Source organism: Succinivibrio dextrinosolvens, assembly GCF_900116345.1.
GTDB classification, from domain to species: domain Bacteria; phylum Pseudomonadota; class Gammaproteobacteria; order Enterobacterales; family Succinivibrionaceae; genus Succinivibrio; species Succinivibrio dextrinosolvens_B.
Genome location: NZ_FPAH01000030.1, coordinates 1 through 23,905, shown reverse-complemented (window position 1 = coordinate 23,905; position 23,905 = coordinate 1). Strand labels below are relative to the sequence as shown.

General features: G+C 38.2%; 16 protein-coding genes and 2 tRNA genes. 13 read left to right on the top strand and 5 right to left on the bottom strand.

Annotation, left to right across the window (positions count from 1 at the left end):
• Positions 1–752 precede the first annotated feature (752 nt).
• Positions 753–1,523 (top strand): DeoR/GlpR family DNA-binding transcription regulator, encoded by a 771-nt coding sequence (locus BM308_RS09345; protein WP_074944735.1) that lies wholly within the window; start codon positions 753–755, stop codon positions 1,521–1,523.
• 220 nt (positions 1,524–1,743) lie between these two features.
• Here the strand turns inward: BM308_RS09345 and BM308_RS09340 are convergent.
• Positions 1,744–1,819: transfer RNA gene (locus BM308_RS09340), tRNA-Ala, on the bottom strand.
• Positions 1,820–2,245: 426 nt separating this feature from the next.
• On the opposite strand from BM308_RS09340, the gene BM308_RS09335 reads away from it, so the two are divergent.
• Positions 2,246–3,820 carry an EAL domain-containing protein gene (locus BM308_RS09335; protein ID WP_177214438.1) on the top strand — a complete coding sequence of 525 codons (1,575 nt, stop codon included), beginning with the start codon at positions 2,246–2,248 and terminating at the stop codon, positions 3,818–3,820.
• Between the two features lie 59 nt (positions 3,821–3,879).
• On the opposite strand, the gene BM308_RS09330 is transcribed toward BM308_RS09335, so the two are convergent.
• The 4 genes from BM308_RS09330 to ptsP form a co-directional block, all read right to left on the bottom strand.
• Positions 3,880–4,995, bottom strand: a complete 1,116-nt coding sequence (locus BM308_RS09330; protein WP_074944732.1) for an ABC transporter substrate-binding protein — start codon at positions 4,993–4,995, stop codon at positions 3,880–3,882.
• Between the two features lie 171 nt (positions 4,996–5,166).
• A tRNA-Gly gene (locus BM308_RS09325) sits at positions 5,167–5,240 on the bottom strand.
• A 137-nt stretch (positions 5,241–5,377) separates the two neighbouring features.
• Positions 5,378–6,700, bottom strand: a complete 1,323-nt coding sequence (locus BM308_RS09320; protein ID WP_074944731.1) for a four-carbon acid sugar kinase family protein — start codon at positions 6,698–6,700, stop codon at positions 5,378–5,380.
• Positions 6,701–6,804: 104 nt separating this feature from the next.
• The gene (gene ptsP / locus BM308_RS09315) at positions 6,805–8,463 is read right to left on the bottom strand and encodes a phosphoenolpyruvate--protein phosphotransferase (protein ID WP_074944729.1); all 1,659 of its coding nucleotides are present in this window, start codon (positions 8,461–8,463) and stop codon (positions 6,805–6,807) included.
• 318 nt (positions 8,464–8,781) lie between these two features.
• Between ptsP and BM308_RS09310 the strand changes: the two genes are divergently transcribed.
• From BM308_RS09310 to BM308_RS09260, 11 genes are all read left to right on the top strand, one after another.
• Positions 8,782–9,660: an aldo/keto reductase gene (locus tag BM308_RS09310; protein WP_074944728.1), complete on the top strand. Its 879-nt coding sequence runs from the start codon at positions 8,782–8,784 to the stop codon at positions 9,658–9,660.
• A gap of 70 nt (positions 9,661–9,730) precedes the next feature.
• On the top strand, positions 9,731–11,134 hold the full coding sequence (gene gltX / locus BM308_RS09305; RefSeq protein ID WP_083425528.1) for a glutamate--tRNA ligase: 1,404 nt from the start codon (positions 9,731–9,733) through the stop codon (positions 11,132–11,134).
• Between the two features lie 46 nt (positions 11,135–11,180).
• Positions 11,181–11,552 carry an Rcs stress response system protein RcsF gene (rcsF, locus tag BM308_RS09300; protein ID WP_074944726.1) on the top strand — a complete coding sequence of 124 codons (372 nt, stop codon included), beginning with the start codon at positions 11,181–11,183 and terminating at the stop codon, positions 11,550–11,552.
• The gene (tsaA, locus tag BM308_RS09295) at positions 11,539–12,255 is read left to right on the top strand and encodes a tRNA (N6-threonylcarbamoyladenosine(37)-N6)-methyltransferase TrmO (protein WP_074944725.1); all 717 of its coding nucleotides are present in this window, start codon (positions 11,539–11,541) and stop codon (positions 12,253–12,255) included. Before rcsF ends, tsaA begins: the two co-directional genes overlap by 14 nt.
• Positions 12,249–13,538, top strand: coding sequence for an NUDIX hydrolase N-terminal domain-containing protein (locus tag BM308_RS09290; protein ID WP_074944723.1), 1,290 nt, complete (start codon positions 12,249–12,251; stop codon positions 13,536–13,538). The genes tsaA and BM308_RS09290 overlap by 7 nt, the downstream gene beginning before the upstream one ends.
• A gap of 19 nt (positions 13,539–13,557) precedes the next feature.
• Positions 13,558–14,307 (top strand): phosphatase, encoded by a 750-nt coding sequence (locus tag BM308_RS09285; RefSeq protein ID WP_074944722.1) that lies wholly within the window; start codon positions 13,558–13,560, stop codon positions 14,305–14,307.
• 329 nt (positions 14,308–14,636) lie between these two features.
• Positions 14,637–15,224: a hypothetical protein gene (locus tag BM308_RS09280; protein ID WP_074944720.1), complete on the top strand. Its 588-nt coding sequence runs from the start codon at positions 14,637–14,639 to the stop codon at positions 15,222–15,224.
• A gap of 2 nt (positions 15,225–15,226) precedes the next feature.
• Positions 15,227–16,582, top strand: coding sequence for a type VI secretion system baseplate subunit TssK (gene tssK / locus BM308_RS09275; protein WP_074944719.1), 1,356 nt, complete (start codon positions 15,227–15,229; stop codon positions 16,580–16,582).
• 38 nt (positions 16,583–16,620) lie between these two features.
• Positions 16,621–17,385: a DotU family type IV/VI secretion system protein gene (locus BM308_RS09270; protein ID WP_074944717.1), complete on the top strand. Its 765-nt coding sequence runs from the start codon at positions 16,621–16,623 to the stop codon at positions 17,383–17,385.
• A gap of 40 nt (positions 17,386–17,425) precedes the next feature.
• Positions 17,426–21,946 carry a type VI secretion protein IcmF/TssM N-terminal domain-containing protein gene (locus BM308_RS09265; protein WP_074944716.1) on the top strand — a complete coding sequence of 1,507 codons (4,521 nt, stop codon included), beginning with the start codon at positions 17,426–17,428 and terminating at the stop codon, positions 21,944–21,946.
• 12 nt (positions 21,947–21,958) lie between these two features.
• The gene (locus BM308_RS09260; RefSeq protein WP_074944714.1) at positions 21,959–23,431 is read left to right on the top strand and encodes an SH3 domain-containing protein; all 1,473 of its coding nucleotides are present in this window, start codon (positions 21,959–21,961) and stop codon (positions 23,429–23,431) included.
• The last annotated feature ends 474 nt before the right edge of the window (positions 23,432–23,905 follow it).

Genomic DNA, 23,905 nt, shown 5'->3' with positions numbered 1-23,905 from the left:
TTAGTGTTAAAAAATTATAGTGTTTAACCAGTCTTTAACTTATTGAAAGAACACAAGTAAAACTTAAATCTAATCTTTTGTTTTCGAAAAACTTGATAATCTTTAACACTTAAGTTGGTTTTCATGATATTCGTCTTTTCACAAAATAAAAGTGACATTTATCACATAATGTTAAGATTTGTTAAAATATTATAAAAAAGTATTCAATATCACCAATATAAAAGCAAAATCTTAATAAAGGTAATTTGTTTTCACATTCGCAAGAGTTTATCCTGGAATTGTGTGATCCTTATGCTTTATGCAAGTTTTTGCATAAGATATTTTGACTAATATCTTGTTTAAGAATGTTTATAAATGTCTTATATAACAATGAAATAAATGAAACAAAAAAACTATAAACAACACGAATAACTAAAAAATTACGGTGAGTCTTTCTATTGATATTTATATAAAAATGCAAGAAGAAGAAGGATTTATCGAAGATTTTATGTCGAGTTTTCTTTTGAATTGTTATAAATGATGTGATTATGTTTTTAGAGATTTATGTTAAAAAGTTATAATTATTTAAAACGAATAAATGTATTAAAAACAAATAGATAATAATATATGTGAATTAGATAATAGTGATATATGTTAAATATTGGTAAGAAAAATATAGGTTTTGAATTCAATTCATAACAATTATGTTATACTGCCTTTAGTTTTAAACATTTTTAAATATTTATTTGGCAAACAAAGGGTATATAAGAATAATGATTCCTGCCGAAAGACAACAAAGAATTCTTTCTCTTATAAAAGAGAATAATGGAGTCTTAAGTATTAATGATCTTGTCAGGCTCCTGAATGTATCTCATATGACAATAAGACGTGATCTTCAGATATTGGAGCAGAATAAACTTGTTGAATCTGTGACTGGTGGTGTGAGATTGCCAAATCAGCTGATACATGATCTTTCTGTTCAGATTAAAGAGAATTTTGCGCCTGAGGAAAAAAACAGAATTGGTGAGAGAGCTGCCTCATATGTACAGGATGGTCAGTGTATCTATCTTGATGAAGGTACTACTTCTTTAGCTTTGGCTCATCACATTACAGATCGCAAGAATCTTACTGTGGTTACCAATGATTTTGACATTGTCGGTTTTCTTGCTCAGAACAGTTCTGCCAATATCATTCATATAGGTGGTGAAGTAAGACGTGATACTCGATCATCAGTAGGAATATTCGCATATAGAACTTTAAGTTACCTTAATATGGATTACGCTTTTCTGTCATGCTCTTCCTGGGATTTAAGAGGAATAACTACTCCTGATTCGGATAAGGTTCTGGTCAAACAGGCTGCCATGGATTCATCCATGCATAAGGTTCTTATTTGTGATTCTTCTAAATACAATAAGGTTGCTGTATACAGAGTGGCAGAGCTTACTAAACTTACCGAAATGATTACTGATATTGGCCTGCCTGAAGATGCAAAGACAGCACTGGTTAATCTTGGAATTAAGCTTACTTTGGTTGAGGATGCCTGATTCTTCTTCTGAATTGTAACTAGAATTCTGATTTGATTTTCGTTTTGATTCCAATGTCATGATGTTTTTTTAAGATCAATTCACCTTTATTTTTATTAAGCGAACAGAAAATAGCTGACTATATCAGAAAGTTCCGATTAAATTAGAAAACAACAAAACACAATGACAGAATCCAAATGAACTTCTAAGTATTCAATGTATTGATTTGGATATCGATGGATGGTGGAGGTAAACGGGATCGAACCGATGACCCTCTGCTTGCAAAGCAGATGCTCTCCCAACTGAGCTATACCCCCACTTATGTGGTTCAGAATGAACGTACGTCCATGTCTGAAAGCCGTTACATTATATAACTTAAAAAACGGTCGTCAACTATAAAATGAAAAAATTTTTTTTATACCTTCTAAAATAAGCATTTATATGCGCCTATCAGGTATATCAAAAATTGAATGACTTTTTTCTAAATGTCAAATGAAATATACAAACCTCTTGATAGACCATTCAATTCTGCACAAATACTCTTCGAACTTTAAAAACTTGTGATCTTCAAGTATCACAGAACATCTTTCTTTCAAATAAAATCTCAGTAGGTATGTCTGTATTTTCTCATTGAGTTTTTTCTTGATATGGGTAATAACAATTCTAAAAGTCAACAGATCCTAGATTCGCTTTTTGAGGCTTTTTCATACGTATCCTCTGCGAATTATGTGTATGTATGTGATATGAAAAAAGACCTTTCTCGCTGGAACAGGGATTCGGTTAATTATTTCTCCCTTCCTTCAGAATATATGACAAATGCGGGAGAAATCTGGGCATCCCATATTCATCCTGATGATAGAGAAGAGTTTATTTCCGATGTAAAGAAATTGTTCAATGGGGATCAGAATTCGCATAATCTTCAGTATAGAGCTCGTAACAGATTCGGTGAATATGTGGTATGCACCTGCAGGGGGGTGGTGCTAAAAAATGAAAAAGGAGAACCTGAGTATTTCTGTGGAGCTATTACCAATCATGGAATTGAAATTCAGTATGACATGCTGACTGGACTTAAGAATCAGTATGGATTCTTCCTTGATCTCAATACAATTCTGTCATCACGAACCTCATGTAACGTGATAATGCTTGGTTTTACGCAGTTCCTTAATATTAACAATATTTATGGCTACACCTTTGGAAACAGGGTGTTACAGCACGCTGCTAGACTACTTCAGAGAATATCAGATCCAAATGATCAGGTATACCGTCTTGATGGAACCAGATTTGCGATAATCACCGAGCATCAGTCTATTGAGCAAATACACAGAGTGTATAAACAGGTTCAGGAAAGAATGCGTTCCTACTCTGTGAATGGTACAAGAGTTACACTGTCTTTATGTGGCAGTGTAATGAATCTTGATTTCTTTAATATTACTAATAAGACCATCTATTCCTGTCTAAACTATTCATATCAGGTTTCAAAAAATCAACGGCATGGAGCTCTGGTGGATTTTAACGATAAATTAGATCAGTCTGACAGAGAAAAACTTATTAAAATCAACACAATAAGAAACTCTGTGGTTGATAACTTCAAAGGCTTCTTTTTAAAGTATCAGCCTATAGTTGATGCTGTGTCTGAAAAAATAAGGGGAGCAGAGGCTCTTATAAGATGGGAAAACAGCCGATTGGGAGAAGTTTATCCGGATGAGTTTATTCCGGTACTGGAGAATGATAATGTCTTTCCGGTACTGGGTAAATGGATTTTAAAACAGGCAATGCTTGATTCTCTTGAAATAGTGAAAGCCAATCCGGATTTTATTGTAAGTGTTAATCTGGCTTATTCTCAGTGTGAACAGAGCAACTTTGTAAATGATGTAATTTCTCTTGTTGAGTCGACAGGTTTCCCTCCAAAGAATCTCTGTCTTGAGGTTACAGAACGCTGCAGGCTTTTAGATATGGAGCTCTTGGCAAGAATTGCTTTCTCTCTTCAGTCTTTCGGTATTAGGCTTGCTCTGGATGATTTTGGAACCGGTTTTTCTTCCCTATGGGTTGTAAAAAATATTCCTTTTGACATTATCAAGATCGACCGTGCTTTCGTACGAGATATATGCGATAACGATAAATCTGAGCTATTTATAAAAAGTATAACAGAAATAGCTTCTGCATATGGTGCAGGTGTCTGTGTTGAAGGAATAGAAAACGAGATGATGCGTGACAGGGTCAGAAAATATCAGGTTAGGAGCATACAGGGCTTTTTCTATTCAAAACCTGTTATTTTTGACGAGCTTAAGGCATTGATAGAAAAGGAACTTTTCTTTTAGATATATCGAAGACAACGTAATATATTCAATTATAAATACACAATTCTGTATATTAAATGTCAGTCTTTTAGTTTTTTTAGATAAGGTTTTGCCATTACTAGGTATTTGTCCGTTATATTTCTTGGACTTTTCAGCTTATAGATATTACAGCTCTCTTCACTGATGTTGTCATTCAAATAAAGAACCATACTACTGGTAATGTTTCGTTCTAGCTTATTGATGATACTTTTTCTATGTCCCTTTGTAGCGAATAAGTCTAGCTGTTTTTCAAGATCGAATACGGCGTGATTTCTCAGATCAAATAGACAGAAATCTTCCGGATAATCCTTATCAGCATAGGTTTTAAGAAATTTCTGATAGGCCTTTACGAGCTTTTTGTAGCCATCTTCCTGTGCATTTACAGCCATAAGGTATGTTGCAAGGAATTTTGCCACCAGTTCTTCGTTTTCTGCAGCAAAGTCCTTGTCTACTATTAACATAAGAGGAATTTCTGCTTCAGCCATACGTGCTGAGGTTACTGATCTGTATCCCTGCTTTTCGGCATCAAATGTATCCGGTGACCATAAGGCCATTCCCTCTCCTGTTCCTCTGTTCATTGCATCCAATGCGGCCATACCAGGCTTATCAATCACCACTATATCAGAAAAATCCAGATCAAAGATTTCCAGCCATTTTGCCAGAACATATTCGCTTGAAGTCATTCTTTTTACATAAAAGGTTTTTCCTGAAATAGTGTCTGGAGAACCATAGACATTTGGATAGTCTGCATTCCAGCCCTTGTGCTTGAGAATTTCGCTGTCAGATCTTACAAATACCTGTGTAGAGGTTGATTCATCATTGGCAAGTCCAATGATTTCAAAAGATGAATTATTGCTGGCGGTTATAAGTGGTGTGCTTGAAACAGATGTGATATTCCAGGCTTTGAAATTATTATTGTGCTGATTCATGATCTCAACTCCGCTTACATCGCAGATGTTCAGCTCAATTTCAAAACCTAATTTCTTATCCCAGCCGTTTTCCTTTGCGTACCATGCCAGAAAGCCCTCATGCTCCAGCAACATGGTGACCTTAATCTTAGGAAGTTCTTCTGATTTCTTTTCATCAGCAAAGACAGATGTTGTTACAAAACATCCCAGACAGAATAAGCTGAAAATTTTTATAAGAGAACGGACCATACTTATACCACATCATTCAGAAGAGTCTTTACCATATAGTTTAGGTTAGAAGCATTACAAAGCATAAATATAAAACTTCGTAAACAGAACCTGCCTCTAAATTTTTTTGCAGAAATAGGGAAGAGAGCTTAGTGTTGTTTTGTTTTCTGAATATTATATTATAAGAACGTATGGAGCGAGTGACGGGAATCGGACCCGCGTTAGTAGCTTGGGAAGCTACAGTTCTACCATTGAACTACACTCGCATTAGTCTTAAGTGAACCTGTACATAATACACCAAAAAAATTCTAAATGGAATCAATTGGCTAGCATCTTAACAGAATAAATCCATGTTGGTTGGTGACGGTTTCCAACATGGACTAAAAGAAAAATCGCTCAATTTTTAAATTGTAAGTTTTCTCTTTAGATACTGAATACTGTCGGTGATAGTGTTTGTATCAGTTGCAGATGAGGCTGAGGTTACACATTTTAATCCTGCATAATCTCCGTCTATCATTTCACCATAACAGGTTAACGGAAGAACCTGTCCTAGAATCTTTAGTCCCATTGACTTTAATTCTCTGCAGGTTGCCACTGTGAATTCAGCTCCTTTTGTGTATAACGCCTTGATATCAGGTCGTTTTTCAAGAACTTTGGCGACAATCTGTCCATAGGCGGTAGCAATAATATCAATAGCCTCGGCCTGTGTTCTGTTGGTTTTTAGGAGCATCTCCTGATATTCAGGTACCAGCTGATTGTTGATCTCCATATTGTCTGATACTGCAAATGCGATGGTAAAACTGTTGAATTTAGTAACTATTTCATCAACCACGCGGTTTATCTCAGCATTTCTTCTCTGAAGATCTTCTAAAAGCTCAAGGTTTCTTACCATTACAATCAGAACCTTCTCTTCAAGGCGTAACTGTTCTACCTGAGCTGAAATCAGCGGATTAACTCCACCTACGATTCCAAAGATTTTGGTCTCTGAGGCCTGTTTTGCAACTTTCTTAGGTCTCATTACCTTTCTTGCAAGAGTTGCTGTAAAAGGACCTGGATCTACTGCGATAAACTTAATCCCGGAAAGCAGAACAGCATCTGCAATCATGTTGATATCTTCCTGAGAGGTACAATCTAGCACGATGGCTCTTACACCTTTTTTTGCCATTTTTTTAATGGTATTGGCAAGGTTTTCTGTTCCTTTTAGGTATTCCTTTAAATGAAGAGCCTCTGCCTTATACTGGAATTTTTCAGTAAAAAGATCTGCTACACGTCCGGTTTCTGCAGGGAACAGATCTTCAAGACCTGCAAGAGATTTCTGTAGAGGCTTACCGTCAACCAGAATATAACCGCCAACATTGGTTCTCTTAAGAGCAGGGAATCCTGGAACCACAATTGCAACTCTGTCGCTATCACCTAGAGCATCTAAAAGGGCTACAGTTTCAGCACAGGTATTGCCTCTCATTGCAGGATCAATTCTTTTGGCGTAGATTTTTACTTCATCTGACTTTAACAACCTAGCGGCAGAGAACACCATCTGATAGCTCTGCTGATCAGTTAGGTTTCTTGAGTTGGTAGAGTAGACCAGACAGTCGTAATCTGCAGTGAGCGGATCTTTTAGTCCTCGGGCATTCATAAGAGAGCACACTGATGTCCCGTTTTTTTCAAGCATTGCTCCAACAGCGCTTCCGCCTGTAATCTCATCAGCAATAACTATACATTGAGGCATTTTTATCTCCTTTAACCCGATTCCCTGTATCTATTTGATTAAATCTGTTTATTTTGTGAATCGGGCGGTTAATCTTTATCGTCGGTACAAATAATATTTTTGTTTTAGCCTAGAGTTGCAATCTTTGCTCTGATGGTTAATACACTTGATGGTACAACCGACATTTCATCAATTCCCAGCTGAATCAGTTTTCCTAGGAAGTTTTCATCGGATGCCAGCTCACCGCAGATACCTACCCAGATACCGGCAGCATGACCATTTTGAATTGTCATTTCAATAAGTCGAACAACTGAGTGGTGGTATGGATTGAGGTATTTAACCAGATCGGCATTCTGTCTGTCTGCGGCCAGTGTGAACTGTGTCAGATCATTGGTTCCAATGCTGAAGAAATCCACGTAAGGAGCCAGTTCGTCCGAGATTAAAGCCGCAGCAGGTGTTTCAATCATGATGCCGAACTCAACTTCATCTTTGTATTCAAATCCCTGTTCTGAAAGTTCCTTTTTCACATTCTCTATAATCTTTTTGGTTTCAGTAACCTCTTCAACTGACGTAATCATAGGAACCATGATTGATAGATTGCCGAAAACTGATGCTCTGTAAAGAGCTCGAAGCTGAGTTTTAAAAAGAGCCTTATTGCTTAGGCACAGTCTGATTGCTCTAAGTCCCATGGCCGGATTATCCTCTGGCTTGAGCATAAAATACTCTGCGGTTTTATCTGCACCAATATCCAGAGTTCTTATGATAACCTTTTTATCTCCCATGCCTTTGAGCACTTCTTTATAGATTTCAAACTGTTCATCTTCGGTTGGGTAGTCCTTAGACTGCAGATAGATATATTCACTTCTGAACAGACCTATACCCTCAGCATCAGATGCTTTAACGAGATCTATATCCGAGAGTGAACCTGAGTTTGCATAAAGCCTGATTTTACGACCAGATCTGGTTTTAGTCTGAACACCACGAAATTCTTCAAGATGTGAATGCTGGGCATCATCTGTTTTTTTGATTTCAGTGAATTTCAGGATGGTTTCTTCATCAGGATCAATGTAGACCGTTCCTGAATTTGCATCAATAATTGCAAACTTTCCTTCATAACGTTTGGTAAGTTTGTTTCCTATACATACAACTGTAGGAATTCCCATGGTTCTGGCAAAAATTGCTGTATGTGATCTGTCGGACCCCTTTGTGGTGATGATTCCTGTAACAGTATGCTGATCAAGCTGAACTGTTTCTGATGGAGCCAGATCGTCGGTTGCCAGAATAACCGGGCCGTCACTTTCAAAGGAAATTCCTTTTCTTTTGATTTTTCCGGCATGCATCATCAGAATTTCGTTGACACGGCGTGAGATATCAATGACATCAGAGGCTCTTCCTCTCATGTAGTCATTGTCCATCTCTAAAAACTGTTTTTCAAAGCGTAATGCGACTTTATGGACAGCGTATTCTGCGTTTGCTTTCTCTTTTCTGATGACATCGTTGATAGAGGAAACGTAGTCTGGATCATCCAGCATCATCTGATGGATCTGAAACAGTACCGCATTCTGTTCACCTAATTTTTCGAGGGAAGCTTCGTAAAGGGCGGTAAGCTGGGTTATAGCGTGCTGTCGGGCTTTCTCAAAGCGCTGACATTCCACTGTGACGTTTCTGACTGTAACTTTATCGAATTCAGATGCTACTCTTTTGAGAAAACTGATTTTTCCAAAAGCTATTCCTTTGTTTGCTGTTGTACCTTTTAATGTAAGGTTGTGATGCTTTGCGTTCAAAATATCACCATTTTCCTGCTGACAGTTGTAGGTTTTTTTAAATTATACATTTTAAAAGTGGTTTGCAATCAGATACAGCTCTAAATCAGAAAAAACTGTATACAAAACAAAGTTGAATATCATTTTTATTCGTATTTTGGGGATAATGACGGGGGTGATGTTTAATATACTGGACAAAATAAAATCAGAATCTTTGTCAAAAAATCCAAATAAAGAATGTGACCATTTTTTTAATTAGTCAGAAAAGCGATTTACGTTTTTTCTGTATCAGCAATAATTAGACAATACTTCAAAAGAATTTATTACATAAGGTGCTTTATGAAACTCTCTAGTTCTGATGATACTTTTCTTCTTTCTGACGGAAATAAAATCCCATGCATTGGCTTTGGAACTTTTGGACTTGATAACAATAAAAAAGGGCAGGGGATAATTAAGACTGCCATTGATCTTGGATACAGGCATTTTGATACGGCATCCCTGTACGGTTCCGAGGAAATTCTTGGAAAGGCTGTTAAGGAATCAGGTGTTTCAAGAGATGAATTCTTTCTAACCAGTAAAGTCTGGAAAGATGATATGGCTCCCGGGGATATCAGAAAATCCTTTGACCGAACTCTTCATGCTCTGGGAACTGACTATCTTGATCTGCTTCTGATTCACTGGCCACGTGTTAATGAAACTGATGAAGACTGGGAGGAGCACCTGTTTCTGGCATGGAATACCTTTATTTTTCTGAAGCAGGAAGGTAAGGTTAAATCAATCGGCGTATCAAATTTCCTTCCTCAGCACTTTGATGTCATCCGTTCCTGTTCAGAAAAACCTGTAGTTAATCAGATAGAGTTCCATCCTGGCTATATGCAGACTGGCACTGTTGATTACTGTCAGCGCCATTCAATTGTGGTTGAAGCCTGGTCTCCTCTGGGGCGTGGTGCTCTATTAAACCACCCTGTTGTTGAGGAGATTGCTAAGACTCATAATGTAAGTACTGCAAAGGTTCTATTGAGTTTCTGTCTGGCTCACAATGTTCTTCCTCTGGTTAAGTCTTCCTCAAAGGAGAGACTTAAAGACAACCTGTCTCTGTTTGATTTCAAGCTTACAGAACAGGATTTGTTCGCTCTGCGAGGAATCGCTGAAAAGACTGGCTGGTCAGGACAGCATCCTGATTTATCTATTCCAAGTGCAAAAGTAGGTGATTTTTAAATTGTGATTTTGAGCCCATATATACCTATTTGTGATAGAATGGTGCAAATTTTTTATATGGGAATTAATCATGACTGTTAAAACCAGATTTGCACCATCTCCAACCGGCTTTCTGCATGTAGGTGGCGCTAGAACTGCATTATTCTCTTGGCTATATGCTCAACACTGTAAGGGTGAGTTTGTTTTACGTATTGAGGATACCGATAGAGAACGCTCTACTCAGGAAGCTATCGATGCGATTATCGAGTCCATGAAATGGATCGATTTAAAGTGGGATGAAGGTCCATACTATCAGACCAAACGCTTTGACAGATATCGCGAAGTTATTGACCAGCTTTTAAAGGAAGGCAAGGCATATAAGTGCTACTGCTCAAAAGAACGTCTGGAACAGATGCGTGAAGAGCAGATGAAGAACGGTCAGAAACCTCGTTATGATGGTCACTGCAGAGATGACCATTCAGAACATGCTCCTGACGAGCCATATGTAATTCGTTTCCGTAACCCTGATGACGGTATCGTTGCTTTTGACGATATGGTTAAGGGTCACATCGAGGTTAAGAACAGTGAGCTAGATGATCTGATCATCCAGCGTTCAGACGGTACCCCAACCTATAATTTCTGCGTGGTTGTTGATGACTGGGATATGGGCATTACTCATGTAATTCGTGGTGATGATCATGTTAACAACACTCCTCGTCAGATAAACCTTTACAAGGCTTTAGGTGCTCCTGTTCCTGTATTCTGCCACCTGGCAATGATTCTTGGTGACGACGGTGCCAAGCTTTCCAAGCGTCACGGCGCTGTTTCAGTAATGCAGTATCGTGAGGATGGCTATCTGCCAGAGGCTCTGGTTAACTATCTGGTACGTCTTGGCTGGTCTCACGGTGATCAGGAAATCTTTACCCGCCAGGAAATGATTGATCTGTTTACCTTAGATGCTATTACCAAGTCTGCATCTGGCTTTAACACCAAGAAACTTGAATGGCTGAATGCTCATTACATGAAGACTCTTCCTGCAGAGCAGGTTGCTAAGGAACTTGTATGGCATCTGAACAGAATCGGTATTACCGATCTTTCAAATGGTCCAAAGCCAGAGGAAGTTGTTCGCAACTACTGCGAGAGAACTCATACTCTAAAGGAAATGGCCCAGAAGGCTGCCTGCTATTATCAGGATATTGCAGAGTATGATCCTGCGGGTGTTAAGAAATGGATTAAGGAAGGCTCTGTTGATGTGCTTAAGGATTCTCTTGAGGCTCTTAAGTCATTGGCAGACTGGAATGCTCAGTCCATTGACAAGGTTTTAGAGAACGTTGCTGCTAAGCGTGAGATTGGTATGGGTAAGGTTGGTCAGCCTCTGCGTATCGCTGTTACCGGCTCCGCAATGTCTCCTGGCATCGGTGATACCATGATTCTGGTAGGCAGAGAGCGTACTTTATCTAGAATTCAAAAAGCTATCGAGCACTTCAGTGCTTAATTATGATCAAGGCAGGTCTTACCTGCCTTTTTAATCCGGATAATTTATGAAATACATATATGTTCTGGCAGCTTTATTGCTATCTGCCTGTTCTAATTACGAATTTAAGAGCAATTTAAATCCATCCAACTTCAAAGAGTATTTTAAGCCATCTGCTGTTACAGAATACTCTGAGGAAGAGCTTGCTGGTGTTCCTAACCGCTCTCTTGGAGTGGTAAGCGGACTTTCCTGTCAGATCAATGAAAGAGATGATGTTGCAACAGAGGTTAAGGCAAGAACCGATGCTCGTCTGAAAGCTGTTGATCTTGGAGCAAACGCTATCAAGTTTGGCAAGTGTGTGACATTAACAAACACTCCTGCATGTAAGGTCTCAGTAACCTGCTATGCTGATGCTCTGATTGTTAATGACAGAAAATAATGAATTATCCATTTCTCCAATAGGTTTTATAAGAAGTCCCTATAAGGAGAAATTTGCCGTTCCCAGACAGCCAGGCTTAGCTCCTGATGCTGTTTCTGTGATTGAGTTTTACCCTCCTTACAATGATGAACTTGCTTTTGAAGGTATAGACGGGTTTTCTCATATTCATGCGATTTTTCTTTTTGACAAGATTGACTATAAGAAATTTAAGCCAAAGGTAAGACCTCCTCGTCTTGGTGGAAATGTCTCCGTAGGTGTTTTTGCAACCAGATCTCCATTCCGACCTAACCGTTTAGGCCTTTCTATTTTAAAGATTCACAGAGTTATACGCGAGAAGGGCAAGGTTAGCCTTGAAGTTTTAGGTGCTGATCTGGTAGATAATACACCGATTATTGATATCAAGCCTTATATTCCTTTTGTCGACAGTGTCCCTGAAGCGGTAGGGGGATTTGCAAGTGCACCTCCTCCTATGTTTGAGGTACTCTTTGAGAATGATACTGAATCTGTATTAAAAACTCTAGGAGAACAGAAATTCAGAGCTGTATGTCAGACTTTATCTCAGGATCCCCGTCCCGCATATAAGGACGCAACTGATGATAAGGTTTATGTAGTCAAAATCTACAGTTTTTCCATCAGTTTCAGAGTTAAAGACAGCAGAATTCACGTTTTCGGTGTAGATGCTAATGGAGATCCTTCATGTTAGGAAGATACTCTCATGTACTGTTTGATTTAGACGGTACCATTTTTAATACTGAATTTGCCTATACAAGTGCACTGTATGATGTGCTGAAGGCAGAACGTCCTGATACGGATGAAACCTATGAGTCACTAACCAGATTTATGGGCTCAACAGCAGAGAATACTCGTATAGAGCTGAATCTGCCTTTTGAGGACACCAAACGTTTATCGGATGCCTGGATTGAGCGCGTAAAACTTTATGAGGATTCAATCAAACCTTTTGACGGTATTATTGCTGTGATCAGGTATCTGCATGAGAATGGGATAAAACTTGGCATTGTCACTTCAAGAGCTAAAACCTACGAGAATGTGCTTGGCGAGATTGCTTCTCCTCTGCCTACTGTGCTAAAGCCTTACTTTAATTATTCAATAAGTGCCTCTGATGTGAAGAATCCTAAGCCTGCTCCTGATTCAATCTTAAAATACATGGAGATAACCGGAGCTAGAAGGGAAGAAATACTTTTTGTTGGCGACACTCTGTCTGATATTGAGTGCGCTCATTCTTCAGGGGTTGATTTCGGTCTTGCAGTCTGGGGCTCTAGATTAAAACGCTCAATCAGGTGTGCCCATTATTTTATGAATCCATGGGATATCATCAAGGCTGTATTCATGCAGGATGAAATGAATTTTCAGTGGTATAAATGGGCCAAGGAAATCCAGGCAATAGGTCAGATTGGTCTTACCTATTGTACCAATGTTTTTGATATCGAGCGTTTTGAAAGATTACGCGAGCTCTCCTGCGAAATCATCTCAACCATGACTGAAACTCCTTTTGAGAAAGTCAAAGATGTGATCTGCATGGATAAGGGATATATCACTCCAAAAATTGATACCCGAGCTGCTGTTTTCAATGAAAAGGGGCAGATACTTCTGGTTAGGGAGGCCAAAAATGGTTTATGGTCTCTTCCTGGGGGCTGGTGTGATGAAGCAGAATCTATTATTTCCAATACCCTGAAGGAAGTTCGTGAAGAGGCTGGAATGCTGGTCAAACCGGTTAAATTTGTTGGAATGATTGATAAGAGTAAATGGAACAAGTCCTCTCAGCCGTTCCATATACTAGCCTCTTTTACTGTCTGCCTTGAAGGAGAAGGGGAATTTACTCCAAATTCAGAAACTCTTGAGAGAAGATTTTTCTCTATAGACGAGGTTTCTGATGAGATGCTTAGACTTGGAACAACCACAACAGAACAGATTAGAATGTGTGCCGAGGCCTTCAACTGTAAAAACTGGGTCCCAGTAATAGATTAGAACACAAAAGGTTAGAATTATGCAGTTTTTTATTGATCTTCACACTCATACCATTGCGAGTGATCATGCTTATTCAACTATTGTTGAATGTGTGAACTATGCTAAGAACAATGGTATTGTAATGTTTGCCACAACAGATCATGGTCCGGCTCTTGAAGATGGTCCTCATCCTTGGCATTTTAACAATCTCAAGGTTGTTCCAAGGATCTGCGATGGCGTAGCCGTGCTACGCGGTATTGAAGCCAACATTGACTGTAATGGAGATATTGATGTAACTCAGAGCCAGCTGGATAAGGTTCTGGATATTGTGCTTGCAGGATTCCATCCTTCAAACCCACCTTCAGATGCAGAGTCCCACACCAGAATGTATCTTAAGGTAATTGAATCAGGCAACGTTGATGTTATCTCCCATCCTGGTTGTGCTGCTTATCCTTGTGATTACGAACAGGTTCTTCTGGCTGCAAAAGAGCACAATGTAGCCATCGAAATCAATTCGTCATCTGATGTTAATACCCGTTTCGGTTCTCATGACAATTGTGTTGAGATTGCCAGACTTGCAAAGAAAATCGGTAATAAAATTGCCATTGGCTCTGATGCCCATATCTGTTATTACATGTGTAATTTTGAGCCTTCAATTGAAATTATCAAAAATGCAGGCATTACTGAAGAGCAGATTCTCAATACCTCTCCAAATAAGGTTCTGGACTTTCTGGAATCAAGAGGTCACAAACCAATCCCTCAGATAAGAGAATTCTTCAAAAACAGGTAGTTTTCTCTATCTGTCATTGCTAATCTTAATCTCCTGTCCCATATTCTGCCCTTTGAGACAGGAGCCCACTTCTTTAAAGTTGAGTTTCCAGTAAAAAGTTTTCATAAGACTGACGATTTTACCTCCGTTTTTTTAGCTCTATTGCTGATCATTTTCTTAAAAATCTAGGGTTTATTTAATAGATTTGCGATAAAGATCGCCCTGCCTTTATGCAAAGTCTTAATTTAAAAATTATATTAGAAGTGGTGAGTAGTGTTTTTGATAACGCTTATCAAGCGTATAACGGCAAAGAACTTCACTTACATTTTGGCTTTATGGTGGGATTTAAAATGTCAAAATTGAAGTATATAAAAATAATCTCGTCAGAAGTAGTTTTGTTCTGTGGACTTTATCTTGCAGGCTGTTCATCAAGTACGCCTACAAGTGATATTGGAATATATCTGAATGAGGATGTGCAGGATTTTTATGGTTACTGTCCGACACTTGAAGTTGATATTGCAGGACTGACAAAGGCAGAAGAGAAAAGACTTGCGGGCTATGATGTTGACAAATATTTCTCCCCTCCAGAGCAGTTCCGAAAGAGCCTCGGTGCGGTTACGGTTAAATTTTCTGATAAGGATATGGTAGGAAAGGTTTTACCTAGCGGTGATGGTATATGGGACAAATGGAATGACAAGGGCGTAACCCACCTTGCTATTATTGCCAATTTGCCACTTGTAAATACGATAAAGGATGTACAGGCTGATCCAAGAAAGCTGATTATTGATCTTAATGAAAAATTCATCAGCCCTGGTTCTCATTACATTGTGATTGGAGGTAGTGGCGTTGTTGAAGTTAGAAACGAACCGAAGGATCAGAAGACAGTCAAGATCAGCGGTGTAGAAAAGCCTAAGAAACAGGAAAAGACGGGTAAGTAATTATGAGATTTGAAGAACAGGTTCACTGGAGTGAGGGGCTATTTATTCAGCCTCAGCACCTTCAGATGATGCAGGCAAGTTTGACTTCTCTTGCTAGAGTTCAGAGAAAGTTGTTCGTGCCTTTTGATTATGGCTTTTACGATCTCGAATTAGATCCTGAAGCGCTTATAACCAGACGTGTTGTAATAAAAAGATTTTCTGCCGTAATGCCGGATGGAACAGAAATCAGTATGCCTGGTAACTGTAAGGTTGAAACTTTAGAACTGACTATGGAGAATTCAGGTCAGACTGAAGTTAATGTTTATCTAACTGTTCCAATCCGTTCTACTGTTGGCTCAAATCTTAAGTCTGACAGTAAGTCAAACGGGCGCTATACCTTAAAAGAGAATCTTGTTGTTGATGAGAACACCGGCGAGAATGAAATTCCTTTAATTTCAAGAAATATCAATGCGTTTTTACTTACTGACGTAAAAAATGCTACAGACTGTTCCTATATTCAGCTATGTAAATTACGCTGGGTATCAATTAACGCTGGACAGCCATCTCTTCAGATTGTAAGTGATTACATGCCTCCTTTTGTATCTTTAAGTCGGGACTGCCCTTTACTGAAGATATCAAGTGAGCTTATATTCCAGTTAAAGGCTGTAAAAAACAGTATTCTTGATCAGTTTGATACAGATATTTTTGACCCAAATAACCTGTCAGGTTCAAAGCTTCTGCAGATTGCAACTTTAAGAATCGCTTCTCTGTATGCAAATCGTTTTGATTCTGAGCTTGTTCCTGGACGTATATCAACTTATACCCTGTATCTTGAGCTGGTTTCTCTGCTCTCAGAACTTGAATCTCTGACACCTAGCTCTCTGTATAAGCCTGTTCCTATATACGATCATGATAATTTAAAACCTGTTGTCGAGATTCTTCTCAAGAGGATTCGTGACATCCTGCTTCGTGGTGGTATCAGCTCTGCTCTGGCATTTGAATTCTTTGAAAAGAATTCTATTCTGCAGCTGGATGAGTTGGACGAGAGAATATTTGAGGCAAAGGAACTTTTCCTGGCTGTTCAGTTTACCGGCAATCTGCGTGATCGTGTAAATGATATTGAAATAGGAGATAACTTCCGTCTTATTGATAAGAAGTCATTATCGGATCGTATCCGTGGAGTCAAGTTGCTTGAAATTCGTAATCCGCCACAGTATCTGCCTAATATAGCGCATACTCTTTGGTTTAGGCTTGACTGTGAAAGTTCTGAGAGGATTTGGAAATATATTAAAGAAGAGAAGAATATGGCTATAGATTGTGCAGCAGCTCTATTCCCTAATTTAACAGCAACACTGTACGTGGGTGTAGATACGCATTAAGGCTTTAATGTAATTAATTTTATTGAGGATAAAGGATTATGGATCAGAAAATTGAAAATATTCTTAATCCTATTTTTAAAAAGATCTGCGAATACTATTCATTTAAAAAAAGCGGATATGAGGTTCCTAAGGAATTTATTCTTTCTGAGTTAAAGAATGAACTGACTAACATTAGTCACAAGTGTGCTTCATATCCTATTCTTCAGCAGCAGTATTCTCAGATTGAGAAGCCTCTAATATTCTTTATTGACTATTCCATAAAAGAAGGTGGCTTTAGCTATTCAGATAATTATCAGGAAATAGCTAGAACCTTCAATGAATTCTCTGGAGATGAAAAATTCTTCGATCTGCTTTCGGAATGTTTAAAACGAAGTGATGACGAAGCGGTGGCAAAGCTTTTCTACATTATGATGGGGCTTGGTTTTGACGGTTCTTACAAGAGAAACCGTACTGATGTTCTTGATATTATGAAGAAATGTGCAGAGAAAGTTCATCTTGGACCTGACTTTCATAAGGATAAGATCTCTCCTGACATAATTATTGAACAGGATTTTGAAACGGTTAATCATGATAAAAAGGAGCTGTTCAGACAGTCAAAGTTTTGGATACTGTTATTTGGTGGCTTAGCCTTTCTTTCATTTGTAATTAACTGGATTAGCTTTGCTTCCTCAATCTCCTCATATGTAGATGCTGTTGACAGAACTACATCTGCGGCCATGAGTAAATCCAGTATTAAAAACACTGGCCTGTATGAGGAACTTAATGACAGTAATTCTCATGAAGATGTTCAGGATGGACAGTAGAGAAAACATCATAGCTAACATAATAAGAGAGTAATCAGGTATGAACGAAAAAGAAGTTACCTCTCAGGGTGCGGATGTCGGTTTTATAATGGCTCACCCAATATGGACAGTAGTGATCATTCTGGGAATTATTATTTTTATATTCCTAATGATCAGATTTGTTTTCTTCCTTAACAGAAAACGTCAGAAAACTGTTGAAGTTGCTTCTCTGAAAAAAGACCTGATGATCTGGTCAAGACTGTCTTCTTTTGTTCGAGGCGGAAAAGAGACCGATAAGGCAAAGCTTGAGCTGAATAACAAGCTGGTTACAATTGACAGTCTGTTTAAGGACTGTTCTACCATTCTCAAGGTAAATCGCAGGCTGTACCGTCATAATCTGACCTGGCATCTTATTGTAGGTGAACCAAACTGTGGTAAATCTGTTCTTCTTGAGAAATCCGGTCTGGATTACAATCCTTCCTTTAATGAAGGAAAGGATAAGCCTCCAGTAAAGTTCTATATCAATTCAAAAGAAGTTGTTGTCGATGTTTCTGGAAAGGTCTTTTTTGATAACTGGGCAGGGGGCTCAAGTGCAGAATGGAACTACATCTGTAGCAAGATAAGAAAGGCCAACAGGAGAAAACCTCTTGAATCGATCGTTGTTACGATCTCTGCTGAATCCCTGATAGCAGACAATAAGGAACTAACCTTGAAGAAGGCTCATCTGATTGTGGATGAACTTCTGCATCTGGCTTTTGTTCTTCGAATGAATCTGCCATGTTATGTGGTTATTACAAAACTTGATACAGTCTTAGGCTTCCGTGAGTATTTCAGTGTGGCCAATGATTCTATCACTAATCAGATTGTGGGTTATCAGCCAAAGGTTGAAGACGGTTTCTTCCACTCTGACGATTTTAATATCAGCTTTGATAAGTTAGTTCAAAGACTTAAGGCTGGCGCGGTAAATCAGCTGATGCGTCCGGATGTGGTTGATCTGACCAACAAAAATGAAAGCAGAATGCCTCTTACAGGAAATATCTACTTATTTGCTGATGGCGTTAGTGAGCTTAAAGATAATCTGATCATATATCTTGAAACTATTTTTGGTTCCAATTCACTTAGAGGCAGGGCTATTCTTCCTTTTAAAGGTGTTTTCCTTACCTCTGCAGAGGATAAAGGTTACTGTCTGAGTAACCGTTTTGCTCAGCTGCAGAATTCAACTGTGGATGATGCTCCAATAGTTGATAATAATAAGCTCAGTTCTGCATTTTTTATTAAAAAACTGTTATCTCTAAAGGTATTTGGAGAAAAGAAAGATGCTATTTTCACCAAACGTGAACTCTTTATCAGAAATCTTCCTTTCTATTCCTGCTGTGGCGGACTTATTCTGATTTCACTTATTTACTGGTACGGCACTCTGTTTAAGGCTGGTGAATTTGAAAAGAAACTAGAAGATGGAACTTTTTATTATCAGGAACTTGCTAAGGATATTGAATCTGGCGCTGTAGATTCTGCTCAGCTGTTTTCGGTCAACGATGATGGAAAAGTCATTAGGAATTTTGATATTCCGATGCCAAACTCAAACTCCATATCCAGATTGAATTTCTTTTCACAGGCTCAAAAACGACTTGTCAGACCTGTAGATGCACCATGGCAGTTTTTCCCTCAGTCAATGGTTCATTTTGACTGGAGTAATGACAGCATCTATGGTGACAATTACTTTATCTATGACTATATTCAGACTAAGATGGCATTTTTCCCGGTTGTCGATATAGTTGAGTATAATATGATTAAGTATGGCCATGAGCCATATGACGAGCATAAAACTGACGCTCTGTTCAATCTTATGGATATCTCTTTCTTTAATTTATACCACAAGAATGTCTATAAGAATGATGCCTACTCTTCCTCTATTATGAAATCCTTTATTAAATGGATTCTTCCTTCCTTTACAGAAGTACAGTCTTCACAGTTCGAGTATTTCATCCCTGAGTATGATTATTCAAATAATACGACCAATTCTGCGATTGTACTGGATGAGAACTATTCAATTGCATGTAAGGCTGGTATTGAAGGTTTGGTTTCCAACTGGAGAAATTTAGGAAATTATTCAAGTCATAATTTTATCCAGCTGAACTCTTACATTAATGCGGCAAATGACATGCTCAATTCTTATGAAGAGCTTGAAGAAATTGCAAATCAGGATTACAAGGAAATGGAGTATGAGCATGTAAAGAGCATGGTTTATCGTGCACGTGCCGCAGCCTCCATGTATTTGACAAAGAGCCCTGTTATTGATGAACTAATGAAGTATGCGACTGTTGATACCTCTTCATCTATCAAGAGTACTCTGATTGAACAGACAGAAAAAGTTATTGGTGAAAAAGGTAAAACTGATGCTAAGATCGAAGTAAATCCGTTTTCATCCAGACTTTCATCTGCATACAGTTCATATAAGGCTTTGCTTGATAGAGATTTTGGTCAGCTTAAGAACTTTGAGAAGAAACTGCATATTCTAGATGATAATGCCGGAGGACAGACTGTCCATTTTGGAGGTGTCGATTTTTCAAGCTTTGATACTGTAAAACATCAGGCCTTAACTTTAATCGATTATAAGAATGAGGAAATGAAAAAATCTCTTATCAAGATTAATCAGTCCCAGCTGTTTACACGTGATAAGAAGACAAAGACTCAGAAAAAGAATGACACAGATAAATCTTCTGAAAATGACATTAATCAATACAACTATAATCTTTTAAGACAGATTATTCAGTTATCAAAATTATCTGTAGTATCTGGAAAAATGGAGCAGTGGACCTTAGATGAGCTTGATAAAAATACCACCATTCTTGATAGTGAATATGAGCGTAATATAGAGAATTTAACGTCTATTTTGAACGATCATCAGGGAAATGAGCTGGTAACTCACTGGATAACTAACGCAAAACGTCTTCTTGCAGCTGATTATTCGTTGCAGTATGTGGATATCATAAAGCAGCTTCAGAATCTGTATCCATATGATGAATCAGAATATAAGATTCTTTCTAATCTGTCAGTAATAATTGCCAAGGATGAGGTAAACCGCAGTGAGGCACTGAATACTAAGTACCAGTCTGCAAGAGAGGTACTTGGAGACTTTAAGATTAGAGATGAATATAATCCAGAGGTATTCTTCCGTTACTTTGAGCCTCTTGTTTTCATCAAGAAAGCTATGGAATCAAAGTCTAAGGAATTCGTATTTGCCAAACGTGTTCTTGCCTCTTCTTCAAGACTTAAGAAGATTCTGAATGCTTTTGCAACTTATTCTTCAAGCTATATGAAATACTGGTATCACCTGCCTGATACTGTTCATATGACAGCCAACAGCTATGCTGAATTCTATGATATAAGTTCAGATCTTAAAGCTTATATGGTGAATAATGAGCTTCAGCGTCTTTATACAGACAGCTATGAGATTATCACCAAGATAGATCCGATAATGCTGAATAAATCAGATGTTGAGCTCAGAAATAACTTTTTGACCCAGCTTGACTCTCGTCGTAAATTTATCGATCTTGATTTTATTGATATCTGTAATGAAACTCTTACGGAGTGGAGCCTTCTGTCTGGCGATGCTACATATGCCAATAACCTGGTTATGCAGATGTCTCAGAAGGAGATCAATGAAAAACTTCTGAATCTGAGCAAACCTCCAAAGGGCAATGCTTATATCCCTTGGTGGTCAGATTTTACAAAACTTGGTGTTAAGCTCTTAAAGCGAGATGCATCACACGAGGCCAGTCTCTCTCTTATGCAGTTCCAGTCTGAGTTAAAGGTATTCCCTATTGTAAAGGATGCAGATCCTCAGGAAAGAATACTGAGCAAGAACGATATCAAGAGTCTTCTGGTTATCTTTAAATCCTTTGGACTGTCAGATACTTCATCAGAAAAGGCTTCAGATCCTCTTGCAGCTTTTGCAAAACAGAATGATGCCTTAAAGAAGAATGATGATCTAAAGAGTCCTCTGATTTTCAGTCCTGAAACAAACAGACAGGCTGATTTCAAATCCTGGGCTTCAAGTATTTCCAATATCCTGGGTATCCTTTCTGGCAGTGGAAAGAATATGCAGTTTATGATCGGTCTAGTTGACGCATCAGATCAGAGCCGTCTTCTGACAGCTCAGAACATCAACAGTGAGCTTGCAATTGCAAGATATCGTTATTTCGATATAACAGTAGGGGATGGTAAGACTACACAGAAACTTCCTGCATTTGTAAACGGAAATAAGAATATTGCAATTTCTTCTGCTCCTATTGATAACAGTGAGATTGTTTTCAGATTCTATCGCTTCTCAGATTCTGCCGATCCTGACTGCCAGGTGGTAATTGATGGCGGATATCCTGCTTTGCAGCTGTATCTTGATGAAAGGGGAGAGTATAACGAGGATACAAAATCAACCTTTGTTCCTATTGAGATTGTTCCTGATGAAGGTGAGCCTAGTGTATTCTTCGTATCACTGGGAATTGTCGGAAAGCTTCCAACTCCTGAGGAATGGCCTGGTTCCGATAACTGGCCTGCAGCGGATAGTTTTGCCAATTACTAAGGAATGTTGTGCATGAAGATTTCCTTTAGAAAAACTGTAATATGGCTAATTATGGTCTCCGGAGTTCTGCTTTTGTCATCATGCGGTTTATTTGATGAGAAAAAAGTGGTCAATCCGGAGATTGTTGGAGATAACTCCAATGATGATCATTATGTTTCTGACTCCGTAAATCAGAAGACTATCTCTGCTGGAAAGCTTTTGGATGATATCAATTCTGGAATACAGAACAGACTTCCATCCGGATACAACCTTATAAGGTTTCCTCAGAAATTCTCAAGCGTATTCATTAAACAGACTGTCAGAGAACAGCAGTCTCAGGCCTATAGCTTAGCTGAGGCTGGAGCTGTAAACAAGGCAGGGCCTCTCAAGGAGACCTCCATTAAAAGAATGGTACAGAACTGTAATATAGAATCTCTTCCGGATTCTATGAATTCAGCCTTTGCAGTAGTAACCAAAAAAACTCCTCTGCTGCTTATGCCATCTAACGATGTCTGGCATAAGGATAAGAAAACTAAGGACAGAAATCTTCTTCATCTTGATTACCTGTCGATTGGTGATCCTGTTGCTGTTTTGTCTGTAAGTGCGGATAAGCGCTATTATCTGGTTCAGACCAGATACTTAAGGGGCTGGGTTCCAATTGTAAATCTTGCTTTTACTAGGTATTTAAACTGGCTAAAAGTCGTTAAGCCTACAGATTTTGCTGTAGTTAAATCACCTGTTTATACAATTACTCTAGGAACAAAGGATAAGAAAACCTATGATTATTACATGGGTGATGTAATTCTGCTTGATGCTTCCAAATCAACCTTTGAAAAACCAGTCGGCATGCTTCCGGTAAATGCTGGAGGGGTATTATCCTATAAAAATGCAGACTTATCCTCTGAGAGAGTAAATGTCGGTTATCTGGATTTAACACGAAAGAATATACTCGCTCAGGCCCGTCAGTATAAGAATCTATCCAGATCTGAATATTCTTATCTTCCTGAACTTTATTCAAATTCACGCATTATTGCAAGATCTTACCGTTCCGTGGGAGTCTATATGCCTTTGGATTACAGCACCATGAAAATGGCATCTCCAAAAACAATAGAACTTGTAGGAAAGCCATTTGATCAGAGAATTAGTGCATTTTCACAGGCTAAACCAGGTGATCTGCTCTTCTTTGACAATGATGTTGCGCTATTCTACGGAACTCTTCCTAGATATTCTAAAAATATTAGGGAGGTTATAGCTTATCTGTATGTTGATACTGTTATTAATGAGATTGACTATAAAAAGGTTGAGAAGAAATACGACAGAATTATGGTATCAGATTTAAGATATCAGAGACCTTCTGGGCATACGGCTCTCAATGAGGTGGAGTTTATAGGGCAGTTCTTCAATCATGATGAAAACAACTTAAAGCTGCAAGGCTCTGTTTCCAGCTCTGAATCTTTTGAAGAGTACGATCCTCTGTATATTGATGAGCTTGAAGTTACCAAATGAGCGCGAGCCCTAAGTCCTTTCTTTTGTAGTGGAGTTCTATAAATTATTTCTTACTTATTACTACGCTATTATTTTTGTATATTTCTTTAGAAACATAATGTGTTCTCTTGAATAAAAAAAACACTCATGCACGAAAAACACATTATATATATTTTTTTAGAGGGTTCTTTTCTTTTTTTACTTTGGAAATAAGGCAATTCTTACTAACGGTTATAAAAAAGACTCAAAAAACTCCGAAAAAGGAAATAGAAAAAGCTAAAAAGTACAGAGAAGATTACCTAAAAAGGGCTATTAACTGTTTTAATAAATCTATAAATTGTTTATAAAAACTACAAAAATTTAGTAGGTTTCAGTTTTATCTGCTTTATTTGAAGCTTTCCTAGAGGTAGAATATTTGACCTGTTGAATGACTAAAAGAAGCAGCAGAAGCTGACAGGTAACAATAAGAATGATTGTAGGACAGGTTATTGAGCT